9 protein-coding genes are annotated in these 12,092 nt (G+C 53.0%); 4 read left to right on the top strand and 5 right to left on the bottom strand.

Annotation, left to right across the window (positions count from 1 at the left end; genetic code table 11):
- Window positions 1-27: 27 nt before the first annotated feature.
- From QMG27_RS10600 to metG, 4 genes are all read right to left on the bottom strand, one after another.
- Window positions 28-825 (bottom strand): ScpA family protein, encoded by a 798-nt coding sequence (locus QMG27_RS10600; protein ID WP_281814615.1) that lies wholly within the window; start codon window positions 823-825, stop codon window positions 28-30.
- Between the two features lie 80 nt (window positions 826-905).
- Window positions 906-1,109 (bottom strand): DUF3460 family protein, encoded by a 204-nt coding sequence (locus QMG27_RS10595; RefSeq protein ID WP_281811156.1) that lies wholly within the window; start codon window positions 1,107-1,109, stop codon window positions 906-908.
- A 39-nt stretch (window positions 1,110-1,148) separates the two neighbouring features.
- Window positions 1,149-2,819, bottom strand: coding sequence for a SulP family inorganic anion transporter (locus QMG27_RS10590; protein ID WP_281811154.1), 1,671 nt, complete (start codon window positions 2,817-2,819; stop codon window positions 1,149-1,151).
- A gap of 36 nt (window positions 2,820-2,855) precedes the next feature.
- Window positions 2,856-4,997: a methionine--tRNA ligase gene (metG, locus tag QMG27_RS10585; protein ID WP_281811152.1), complete on the bottom strand. Its 2,142-nt coding sequence runs from the start codon at window positions 4,995-4,997 to the stop codon at window positions 2,856-2,858.
- A gap of 48 nt (window positions 4,998-5,045) precedes the next feature.
- Here metG and QMG27_RS10580 point away from each other — a divergent pair, with 48 nt between their 5' ends.
- Together QMG27_RS10580 and apbC are read left to right on the top strand one after the other, a co-directional pair.
- Entirely contained in the window at window positions 5,046-5,333 is a 288-nt protein-coding gene (locus QMG27_RS10580) for an AraC family ligand binding domain-containing protein (RefSeq protein WP_348773618.1), read from the top strand.
- Between the two features lie 55 nt (window positions 5,334-5,388).
- Window positions 5,389-6,480, top strand: coding sequence for an iron-sulfur cluster carrier protein ApbC (gene apbC / locus QMG27_RS10575; protein WP_281811150.1), 1,092 nt, complete (start codon window positions 5,389-5,391; stop codon window positions 6,478-6,480).
- Window positions 6,481-6,495: 15 nt separating this feature from the next.
- On the opposite strand, the gene QMG27_RS10570 is transcribed toward apbC, so the two are convergent.
- Window positions 6,496-10,860: a hypothetical protein gene (locus QMG27_RS10570; RefSeq protein ID WP_281811148.1), complete on the bottom strand. Its 4,365-nt coding sequence runs from the start codon at window positions 10,858-10,860 to the stop codon at window positions 6,496-6,498.
- Window positions 10,861-11,017: 157 nt separating this feature from the next.
- On the opposite strand from QMG27_RS10570, the gene QMG27_RS10565 reads away from it, so the two are divergent.
- Both QMG27_RS10565 and QMG27_RS10560 read left to right on the top strand, forming a co-directional pair.
- Window positions 11,018-11,590, top strand: a complete 573-nt coding sequence (locus QMG27_RS10565; RefSeq protein WP_281811146.1) for a DUF3305 domain-containing protein — start codon at window positions 11,018-11,020, stop codon at window positions 11,588-11,590.
- Window positions 11,580-12,053, top strand: coding sequence for a DUF3306 domain-containing protein (locus QMG27_RS10560; protein WP_281811144.1), 474 nt, complete (start codon window positions 11,580-11,582; stop codon window positions 12,051-12,053). Before QMG27_RS10565 ends, QMG27_RS10560 begins: the two co-directional genes overlap by 11 nt.
- Window positions 12,054-12,092 lie beyond the last annotated feature (39 nt).

The following is a 12,092-nucleotide window of genomic DNA, read 5'->3' as shown; positions in this document are numbered from 1 at the left end:
AAGAGGATGTGGAGTTTACGTGGGTCTTTACGTCGGGGTATAGGCCAAACGCACGTAAATCGGGGCAAAAGCCTCGGCCTGGGTGATTTCAATCAGGGTTTCTTTGCCCAGCTCCAGCAAGGCGATGAAGGTGACCACCAAAACAGGCACGCCTTCAGCGGGGTCAAAGAGGTTTTCAAACTCGACAAAGCGTTGGCCTTGGAGCTTCTTCAACACGATGCTCATGTGCTCACGCACAGACAGTTCTTCGCGGCTGATTTTGTGGTGCTGCACCAGCTTGGCACGCTTCAAGATGTCGGCCCACGCTTGTTGAAGCTCGACCACATGCACATCCGGAAAGCGCGGTTGCAGCGATTGTTCGATGTAGACCTGTGCGCGCAAGAAGTCGCGGCCAAACTGCGGCACTTCATTGAGCTTGGCGGCGGCGAGCTTCATTTGCTCGTATTCGAGCAAGCGGCGCACCAGCTCGGCGCGGGGGTCTTCGGGCTCTTGGCCTTCGGCTACCTTCTTGGGTGGCAGCAACATGCGTGATTTGATTTCAATCAGCATGGCGGCCATCAGCAAATACTCGGCGGCCAGTTCTAAGTTGCGGCTGCGAATCTCGTCCACATAGCTCAGGTACTGGCGCGTGAGCGCGGCCATGGGGATGTCGAGAATGTTGAAGTTTTGCTTGCGGATGAGGTAGAGCAGCAAATCCAGCGGGCCTTGGAAGGCCTCGAGGAAAACTTCGAGCGCGTCTGGCGGGATGTACAAATCCTGCGGCATGGCGAACAGCGGCTCGCCATACAGGCGGGCCACAGCCACGTTGTCGATCACCTCTGGCATGGCCGAGGCGAGGTGTGCCTCGTCGTCAGGCAGGGTGGGGTCAGCAGGATGCACGGTCAGCGCTCAGTCGAACGCGCGTATCAAGCGTTCGTTTGGTAAACGTAGGGCTTTTGCGCCACGCGGCCAGCTTGCAGGTCTTGCTGGATTTCGGTGTTCACATGCTTGTCCCACAGCAAAGCGCGGCCTTCGCGTTGGCTTTGTTCAAGCTTTGGGTTTTTGGCCTTGAGCGACTCGATGAATTGCGTGGCTTCTGAGGTGTAGTGGTCGCGTTGAAAAATCGACATGACAGGGTTCCTGATTGAATTTTTAAGATTGCGAAGATTTTAACGACCGAGGGCTGCTGCCAAACCTTGGCCCAAATCGGGACGCAGGTCTTGCTCGGGCAGCTGGGCCAGTAGGCCACAGCGCTGCATCATTTCTAAAGGCTGGTGGTCCACGCCGCACAGAATCAGGCGAACCTGTTTTTTGCGGCAACTGCGGGCCAAAGCCATGAGCGCGTCAGCGCCTGAGGTGTCGATGTAGATGAGATTTTTCAGGTCCAGCACCAAAGCTTGCTCGGGCAGGTGTTCTTCAATGTCTTCCACCAGCTTGACCGCGCCAAAGAACAGCGCGCCATACAAGCGGTGGGCTTGCACCTTGGCTTCGTGGCCTGCCAACTCGGGGTGGTTGTCGGGCTGCACTTGCTCGGCACGGCTGAGGCTAGAGATGCGGTAGATGAAGGTTAAACATGCGGCAATCAGGCCTACCTCCACAGCCACCGTCAAATCGACGATGACGGTGAGGGCGAACACCAGCAGCAAGGTGACGCGATAGGTCATGCGGAACTGGCGCAGGTGCACAAACTCGCGCCACTCGCCCATGTTCCAAGCCACAAACATCAGAATGGCCGAGAGCGCTGCCAGCGGCACATCGCCTGCCAAGGGGGCGGCTACCAGCATGACCAGCAACAACGTGACGGCGTGCACCATGCCAGCCACAGGGCTGTTTCCACCGTTTTTCACGTTGGTCACAGTGCGGGCAATCGTGCCGGTGGCGGGCATGCCGCCGAAGAAGGGTGTGACGAGGTTGGCAATGCCTTGGGCCATCAGTTCTTGGTTGGCATCGTGGCGGTCGCCATAGGGGCCATCGGCCATCATTTGGTCGGCAATACGGGCGCACAAGAGCGATTCAATCGAGCCCAACAAGGCCAAGGTGGTGGCGGGGATGAGTAAGAACTTCGCGGTTTCCCAGCTGAACTCAGGCCATGCAAAAGCGGGCAAGTTGTTGGGGATGCTGCCAAAGCGTGAGGCGATGGTTTCAACCTCCAGCCCCATCATCTTGGCGGCAACGGTGGCGCCTACCAACACCACGATAGAGCCGGGGATGGTGGAAAAACTTTTGGTGCTCGGCATGGCATTGGCCAAACGCGGCAGGGCCAATTGCCAAAATGCCAAGACGGCCAAACAAACCAAGGCCAAGCCCAAGGCTTCTGCGTTGAGCGTGCCAAAGCTGTCGCTCAGTGTGCGCAAGATGCCAAAGAAGTCTGCTGGCATGGCTTTGACTTGCAAGCCAAAGAAGTCTTTGAGCTGCGACACCATGATGAGCACCGCAATGCCGTTGGTGAAACCAATCACCACCGCCACAGGAATGAAGCGAATGAGCGTACCCAAGCGCAGCAAGCCCATGGCAAACAACAACACGCCCGACATGGCGGTGGCGATGATGAGGTTGGCCAAACCGTAGCGCTCCAAAATGCCATAGACGATGACGATGAACGCCCCCGCTGGCCCGCCAATTTGCACGCGGCTGCCGCCCAAAGCAGAAATCAAAAAGCCCGCAATGATGGCGGTGAACAAACCCGCTTCGGGCTTGAGCCCCGAGGCAATGGCAAACGCCATGGCCAGCGGCAGCGCCACCACGCCCACCGTGATACCCGCGCCCACGTCTTGGTAAAAGCGCTGACGCGTGTACCCCTTCAATGAATCGATGGCGTGGGGGCGAAAAAAGTTGAGCATGAGTATTTGGGGTCAGTATTTGGGGTCAGAACCCAATTAATGGATACGCATTCCGGGTTTTGCGCCGGGCCATGGGTGGAGCACATAAATGCCAGCATCAGTTTTGTCGTCTGCATGGCTGGCGGCGAGCACCATGCCCTCAGACACGCCAAACTTCATCTTGCGTGGGGCCAAATTGGCCACCATCACGGTGAGCTTGCCCTTGAGATCTTCGGGCTTGTACATGCTGGCCACACCGCTGAACACATTGCGCGTTTTGCCTTCGCCTACATCGAGCGTGAGGCGCAGCAGCTTGGTCGAGCCTTCCACCGCTTCGCAGTTGACGATTTCGGCAATGCGCAAATCGACTTTGGCGAAGTCGTCGATGCTGATGGTGGGCGCAATTTCTTCGCCGCCGGGCGTCACTTTTTCTTCCACCACGGCAGGGGGTTCAAACAAGGCTTCGAGTTGTTCGGGGGTGACGCGTTGCATGAGGTGTTGGTAAGCGTTGATGGTGTGTCCGCCCATCATGGCGGCTGGGTTGATGCGGTTGGCAGCTTGCTCGCCTTCGGGTGTGATGAGCAAGTTGTCTGCATCTGCCCAAGTGAGAGGCGGGATGTTGAAGAACTGCTCCACCTTCTGCGCTGTGTCGGGCAGGATGGGCTTGAGCGCGAGAGTGAGCAGCTTGAACATGACCAAGCTAAATGAGCACACGGTGTGCAACTCGACTTGTTTGTCTGCATGCTTGGACAAGTCCCAAGGTGCGCGTTCGCTCACGTATTCATTGGCGCGGTCGGTGAGCATCATCACGTCGCGTAGTGCCTTGGAGTAGTCGCGGGCTTCGATGGCTTTGCGAATTCCTGGCAGCGTGTCAGCAAACAGGCTGAGTAATTGCATTTCCTGCAAGCTGTTTTCGTAACCTGAGGCGAGTTTGCCTTCAAACTTCTTGGCGATGAAGCCCGAGGTGCGACTAGCAATGTTGACGTATTTGCCAATCATGTCGCTGTTCACACGTTGCATGAAATCGTCGGCATTGAAGTCCACGTCTTCATTCTTGTTGTTCAGCTTGGCTGCCAAGTAGTAGCGCAGCCACTCGGGGTTCATGCCGAGGCTCAGGTACTTGAGCGGATCGAGACCAGTGCCACGGCTTTTGCTCATCTTCTCGCCGTTGTTGACGGTGAGGAAGCCGTGCACAAACACGTTGTTGGGTGTTTTGCGGCCGCTGAAATGCAGCATGGCGGGCCAGAACAGCGTGTGGAACGTGACGATGTCTTTGCCGATGAAGTGGTATTGCTCTAACGCAGGGTTGGCCATGTAGGCGTCGTAGTTCTCACCGCGCTTGTCGAGCAAGTTTTTGAGCGAGGCCAAGTAGCCCACAGGCGCGTCGAGCCACACGTAAAAGTACTTGCCTGGTGCATCGGGAATTTCGATGCCAAAGTAAGGAGCATCACGCGAGATGTCCCAGTCGCCCAAACCTTCGCTGGTGGTGCCATCGGGGTTGGTGCGCACGGTGAACCACTCTTTGACCTTGTTGGCCACTTCGGCTTGCAGCTTGCCGTCTTGCGTCCACTTTTCCAAGAATTCCACGCAACGTGGGTCAGACAGCTTGAAGAAGAAATGCTCTGAGCTCTTTAGCTCAGGCTTAGCGCCCGACAAAGCGGAGAACGGGTTGATGAGGTCGGTGGGGGCGTAAACCGCGCCGCACACCTCGCAGTTGTCGCCGTACTGGTCGTGGGCGTGGCACTTGGGGCACTCGCCTTTGATGAAGCGGTCTGGCAAGAACATGTTCTTTTCGGGGTCGAAGAACTGGTCAATCGTGCGGCGCTCGATCAGTGAGCCGCCTTGTGATTCGGGAATATCGCGCAAGTCGCGGTAAATCTGGCGGGCCAGTTCGTGGTTCTCGGGCGCATCGGTGCTGTGCCAGTTGTCAAACTGAATATGAAAACCGTCCAAATACGGCTTGCGGCCTGCGGCGATGTTGGCTACAAACTGCTGCGGGGTGATGCCGGCCTTCTCGGCGGCAATCATGATGGGCGCGCCGTGGGTGTCGTCTGCGCCCACAAAGTCCACTTTGTTGCCCTGCATTCGCTGGAAACGCACCCAGATGTCGGCCTGGATGTACTCCATGATGTGGCCGATGTGGAAGTTGCCGTTGGCGTAGGGCAGGGCGGTGGTAACAAATAGCTGGCGCTGAGACATGAGAGGGCAAGACCTTTTGAACAAGGGGGCTAATTCTAGTCCTCGACAATGCCCAGCATGAACTTGCCTAGCTTTGATCAATTCAAGCAACAAGCCCTTGCCGCTGGGTTTGACGAGGTGATTGAGCGCGACTGGCCGCCTCACACTGTGCTGGATACCCACACCCACCCGTTTGCGGTGCATGCCATCCTCACGCGCGGCGAGATGTGGTTGACCCTAAATGGTCAAACTCAGCACCTGTTGCTAGGTTCCGTTTTTGAGCTAGAACGCGATGTCCCCCACGACGAGCGGTATGGCGCAGAAGGCGCAACTTATTGGGTGGCTCGTCGAAACTAACGGCGTCAAAAGTCTCGCGCTAGACTTGTGCGCATTCCTATGTAAAGAAATTCTTATGTCATTGAACGAACAAACCCTCACCGCTGCCCTGCAAACCGTGATTGACCCCAACACGGGCAAAGACTTCGTGACCAGCAAGGCGTTGAAGAACCTGCAAATCAACGATGGTGATGTGTCGTTTGACGTGGTGTTGGGCTACCCAGCCAAGAGCCAAATTGCGGGTTTTCGTAAAGAGTTGATTGCTGCAGCCAAGAGCGTGGCGGGCGTTGAGAACGTGTCAGCCAATATCACGGTCAACATCGTGGCGCATGCCGCGCAGCGCGGTGTGGCTTTGTTGCCGCAAGTTAAAAACATCATTGCTGTGGCTTCAGGCAAAGGCGGTGTGGGCAAAAGTACCACTGCTGCCAACTTGGCTTTGGCCTTGGCTGCCGAAGGCGCAAGCGTGGGTTTGCTCGACGCCGATATCTACGGCCCTAGTCAGCCCATGATGATGGGCATTGAAGGTCGCCCCGAGAGCGAAGACGGTCAAACCATGGAGCCCCTCGAAAACTATGGCGTGCAAGTCATGTCCATCGGTTTCTTGGTGGATCAAGATGAGGCAATGATTTGGCGTGGCCCCATGGCCACCCAAGCGCTGGAGCAGTTGCTGCGCCAGACCAATTGGAAGTCGTTGGACTATTTGATTGTGGACATGCCGCCCGGTACGGGCGACATTCAGCTCACCCTGAGCCAGCGCGTCCCCATGACAGGGTCGGTCATCGTCACGACACCGCAAGACATTGCGCTGCTCGATGCCAAAAAAGGCATCAAGATGTTTGAGAAGGTGGGCGTGCCCATCCTCGGTTTGGTCGAGAACATGGCGGTGCATGTGTGCACCAACTGTGGCCACATTGAACACATTTTTGGCGCGGACGGCGGCAAGAAGATGGCCGCGCAATACGGCATGGACTACCTAGGTGCGCTGCCACTCAACATGCAAATTCGCCTACAAGCCGACAGCGGTAAACCCACCGTGGTGGCCGATCCCGATGGCGAAGTGGCGAGCATCTACAAGGCGGTGGCCCGCCAAGTTGCCGTGAAAATTGCTGCGAAAGCCAAGGACTTTTCTAGCAAGTTTCCTAGCATCAAGATCTCCAAAGAGACTTGATGCTGTAGTGCTTCTTTAGACGATGTTTCTAGACCACCCAAGTGTGGTGGTTAGAGTAGCGGCCTGGGCGCTGTCAACAAACAAGCTGTGAACTTGAGCTGTTGTTAGCGCCGCTACTTGATCCGATGTCAAGGCTTTCAAGTTGTCTGTGCTGATTAGCTTGAATGTGCTGGTTGCAATGACGACTAGATCTTCAGCTTCAAGTCCCTTAATGTTTGCCGTTGTTAACGCGTTCAGCTGAGAACTTGTTAGCTCTTTCACTTGCGCAGTGGTCAGTGCTGCAACTTGGGCCGTGATCAAGTTGCTGACGATTGTTGTGTCTAGGCCCTTGACCGTACCGGTGGACAACGAGGCAACTTGGTCGGTGGTCAAGCCTGCCACACTGTTGGTCGATAAGGCGTTCAACTTGGTCGATGTCAACACAGCTAAATCTGTAGTTTCAATTGAACCAACCTGAGTCGAAGTTAATGCCTTGATTTGGTCGGTGGTGATATTGCCGATTTGTGTTGTGGTTAATGCCGCAATTTGCTCTGTGGTCAAGGCTTGGAAATTGGTCGTGCTCAAAGCTGCCAAATCGGTTGTCGTGATTTTTGAGACATCAGATGCGGCGATTGTTTGAACTTCGGTTGTACTCGCTGCATTCAAGAGCGTGCTGGTTAATTCCTTCACGCGACGGCTCTTCTCAGTCACGGCATCGCGTTGACTTTGGTCTAAGTCATACCACTGACCAATCGTGAGTTTGTCGATTTGAGCTTGACTCAGTTTGGTGAGCTGCTCAGTGGACAGCGCATGAATATTAGAGGCATTCAGTTTATCGATGGTGCTGGTTGATAGCGCCGTGATTTGCTTCGTTGTAAGAGCTTGGAACTGTTCTGACCCTAACTTAGACAAAACATCTGTGCTCAATTTTTGAATTTGATCAGTGGTGAGCGCAGCAAATGCTTCGCTGGCGAGCGCATTGACATCTTCGGTCGTCAATTTTGCGATTTGATCTGTTGTCAAGGCTTTGATTTCAGCAGACGTCAGGGCTGCGAATTGCTCGGTTGTGAGTGCGTTGAGTTGCGCAGTAGTTAAACCAGAAATTTCGCGTGTGCTCAAGGCTGCTACATCTTCAGCCTCTAAAGCATTCAGTTGGCTAGTTGACATGGCATTGAGTTGTGTCGATGTCAGTGCCTTCGCCTGTGATGTGCTCAATGCGGTGATGTTGTCTGTCGATAAGTATTTGAAGGTGGATGTTGCATCAATCTTGGCGATTGCACTGGTAGACAAACTGGCAATTTGAGACGTGCCCAAGTAGTTGAGCTGCGTGGATGTGAGCTTTTCGATTTGAGTGGTTGAAATTGCGGCAATACCTGCGTCAGACAAACCTTGAATTTCTTCCTCACCAAATTTTTCAAGTTGAGCAGTCGTTAAGCTGCGCACTTGTGCTGTCGTAAAGGCGCCCACTTGATCCCCAGACAAGAGAACCAGCTTGTCTTTGTCGATGGTAGACAAAACGGCTGTGCTGATGGCAGAAATGTCATCGATCCCAATACCTTGCAGCTGATCTTCTTTGAGTGCGTTGATTTGCGTGGTGGTCAATGCCTTGACTTGACTCGATGTCAAGGCTGTGAACACGGATGCATCCAAAGTGTTAAGTTTGTTAGATGCCAAGTTGGCAATGACGGAAGTGCTCAACGATTTGATTTGATCGGTGCTGAGTGCGCCAAGTTGTGTTGAGCTGAGCTCATTCACGCGAGTGGATGTGAGTGAAGCAAGTTGCACATCTTTCAAACCACTCAAGCCATCATCAGACAGTTTGCTGATGTTCAAAGCTTTGATTTGAGAGCTGGTCATGTTGTTGACTTGGCTGCTTGAGAAGGCCGCCAATGCACTGTCACCCAGTGTTGACAGCACTGCCGATGTCATGGCAACGATGTCATTGCTCTCAATGGCTTGAATGTGTTCGGCATCCAAAGTGTCAATTTGCGCCTTTGTCAGCGCTTTGACTTGGTTGGCTGACAAATTTGTCAAGAATGCAGCATCCACGTTCTTTAGTGTGCTGGTTGAAATGCTGCTGATTGCCGCCGTACTTAAATTTTGAACCTGCGCAGCACTCATGGCATTGAATTGCTCTTTGGCTAAAGAGCTAACTTGCTGTGTGGTGATGCTACTCAGTTGCGTGGAAGTGAGGCCTTTGACGTTGTCTTCAGACAGATTGCTGAGTTGTGAGGTGGTCAGCGATTTAATTTGCGTTGAGCTCAGCGCGCTGATTTGCGTGCTGTTCAATGCGACCAATTTATCGGTGGTAATGGCTGAAAGTACGGATGTGCTGAGGCTAGCGATATCACTACTGTCTATGCTTGCAATTTGATCATCAGTCAAATTATTGACTTGTGTAGAAGTCAGTGCACGAACTTGACTGGCCGAAAGTGCTTGAATAAAGCTGGGCTCTAAGGTCTTCAGTTTGTCTGTCGAAATTTGGCTGATGGCTGCCGTGTTGATAGCTTGCACTTGCAAGCTAGTCATCGCAGAAAGTTGTGAAGTTGACAGAGCTTTAACTTGTGCCGTGCTTAATCCATTCAGTTGTGCTGTTTTTAGGCCTGCAATTGCCTCTTCAGAAATTTTTTCGATTTGACCTGTTGTCAAGGACTTGGTTTGGCTGAGTGATAGCGCACCAATTTGGCTGCTTGTGATTGCGCTCACTTTGCTGGTGCTGATACTTGACAGAATCGCAGTTGAAATGGCTGCGATATCACCTGTTTCAATAGCAGCTATTTGCTCATCGCTCAAAGCGTTGATTTGTGAGGTTGTCAACGCTTTGACTTGTGTCGATGAAAGCGCTTTGATGAATGAGGCATCCAAACTTTGAAGTTTGGTGGATTCAAGATTTGTTACGGCGGCCGTGCTCAGTGCATTAATTTGACTGGCGCTGAGTGCGCTTAATTGTGTCGTGTCAAATTTTTTGACTTGGTCGGAAGTCATATTAGTGACTTGGATGGCTTTGAGTCCTCTAATGCCATCTTCCGATAGGTAGCCAATTTGAGTGGTTGTAAGAGATTTAACCTGTGCAGTGGTCAGTGCGCCTATTTGTGTGCTGGTAAGGGCCCCAATTTTGTCGCTCGCGAGAGCGGTGAGAGTGGAGGTGGCGATGGCTACGATGTCAGCGGTTTCGATCGCCTGAAATTGTTCTTCCGTCAAGTTGCTGAGTTGCGCCGTGCTCAGCGCTTTGACTTGGCTGCTGGAGAGTGCAGCAATGGAGCTCGCATTCAGTGTTTTAAGCTTGCTAGCACTGATGTTGCTGATAGCGCTGGTGCTGAGGGCCGAAATTTGTGAAGTACTGAATGCTGCAAGTTGGTCTGAGCTTAGGGTTGCGACTTGGGTGGACGACAGCGAGCTCAGTTGCATGGCTTTGAGGCCTTTGATGCTGTCTTCGGAGAGCGCTCCAATTTGTGCCACGGTCATGGCTTTGACTTGCGCCGTTGTGAGCGCACTGACTTGTGCACTGGTCAATCGATTTATTTTGCTAGTGCTAACCGTCGCCAATGTTGTAGCTGAAATGGATGCGATGTCGCCGCTTTCAATGGCTTGAAAATTTTCATCCGTTAAACCATTGAGTTGTGTGCTGGTCAGCGCTTTGACTTGCATGGCACTCAATGCAACCATTGCGTTTTCATCGAGTTTTTTGAGATATTCAGTAGTGAGCGCCGCAATGGCACGCGTGGAAATATTCTGAACTTGCGAGGTGGAAAAACCCAGCGATTGCATCGCAAACAACGCAGAGACTTGTTGCGTAGAAAGCGCAGAGACTTGTTTATTCGTCAGGCTGGCAATTTGCTCTTCATTCAACGCCTTCATGTCGTCTGTGCCTAAAGAGCCGATTTGGCTGGTGCTGAGGCTAGACAACTGTTGTGTTGTTAATGCGCTGATTTGCGCAGTGCTCAGCGCGCTGATTTGCAGTGCGGTTAAACCCACGCTGTTAATGGCACCCATTTGCTCTTCAGAGAGCTTGCCGATTTGTGTGGTGGTGAGCGCGGCAACTTGCGTCTGACTCAACGCAGCGATTTGCGTTTCAACCATCACAGCAAGTTGACTGGTAGAGAGGGCTTGGATTTTTGCCGTGGCTAAAGATGTGATGTGCGAAGCCGACAAGCTAGAAACCTGATCTGTTGTGAGCTTATTAAAAACAGCAGTAGAAATCGCTGCTAGCTGTACGTTGGTGATGCCTGCGAATGCATCGGCCGAGATTTTGGCTGCATCTGTGGCCGTCAGGCTTGTAAAAACGCCAACACCTAAAGCCTTGATGCTTGTTTGATCGAGAGCGGCGAAGTCCACGGCAGTGGCAGTTGCGGTTGTTCCAGCTGTGGCTGCAGAGAGTGTGACGTTATTGATCGTGGACATAGGTTGCCTTTTTGTGATTTCTACTTAAATTAACAAGCGTCCTATCTATCGGCACGAAACTGAATTTCTTTAGCGATTTACAGAAAAAATTTTCTAAATTTAATAAGTTAACTCTTGTGAGTTACTTTCTCATTGGCGCTTCGTTAACATCACACACATGGTTCACCGTCCCAACCTTCAAGTCGCTGTCGTGATGCGCCGCGAACGCGTAGCGGGCGCTATGAGCCGCTGGCAACCTTGGCGTTGGGTGCTGCACGATGTCACAGGTCACGACTTAGTCCCGCACGCTGAGCACTTCGGGGCAGAGCCAAGGTGCTTGCGTCAGACGGAAGATGAGCAAATGTGGCTGCATCCTGGCTTCACGGTGGAGCTGTTCAAAGACGATGCCGAGGGGTATTACCTCAATGCCACCTCACCCGCACCTTGCTGGTTTGTGTTGTGGCGTATGGAAGAGGAGGCGCGTCTGTCGGATCAGCCGATGGCCGTACCTGCTGCGGTGAGTCTGAGCTATCACGACGCGGGGCGCTGGCTAGATGCGCAAGAGCATGTGGATCAAGTTCCTGCACCTGCTGAGGTGGTGGCTTGGATGGCTGCTTTTGTGGATGAGCATTGGGTGGTTGAAGGCAAACGCCGCAAACGTCCTGACAGTTTCAGGCCGCTGCAAGATCGTTTTGGGAATCCGGCCTCTGTGAGCACAGAAAAGATTCGCGGAGGTGGGCATGTCGAATGACGATGGCTTTTTGAGTCGTTGGTCCCGTCGCAAGTCGGACGTGCGCGAAGGGCGCGTGCCAGCAGAGCCCAGCAGGAGCGCATCTCCTCCCGTGCCGAGTGTTGTAGAGCCCGTTGCGCCTGCGGTTGAAGCGCAGACGAACCAGCCAGCTCCCACCTTGGCGGATGTTGAGCAGCTGACACCGAACTCAAATTTCGCCAGTTTTGTGGCGAACGATGTGTCGTCAGAAGTCAAGAATGCAGCCATGAAAAAGTTGTTTGCCGATCCTCACTTCAACATGATGGATGGCATGGATGTCTACATCGATGACTACAACCAGATATCACCCTTGCCAAAGGCTTTGCTACGCCAGATGGTGAGTGCCAAAACTTTGAATTTATTCGATGACGTGGAGCCAGACTCAACCGAACAAAGTTTGGATCAAGAGGCTAATAAATTAAATCCTAAGGACTCTAATAAGTAAGAATATTGCACTAATATTAGTCATTAATATTTATTAAGA

Origin of the sequence: Limnohabitans sp. MORI2, from assembly GCF_027925025.1 — a bacterium.
Taxonomy (GTDB): Bacteria; Pseudomonadota; Gammaproteobacteria; order Burkholderiales; family Burkholderiaceae_C; genus Limnohabitans.
Note: the sequence above shows the minus strand (reverse complement) of the source record. Positions and strands in the feature narration are given on the sequence as shown.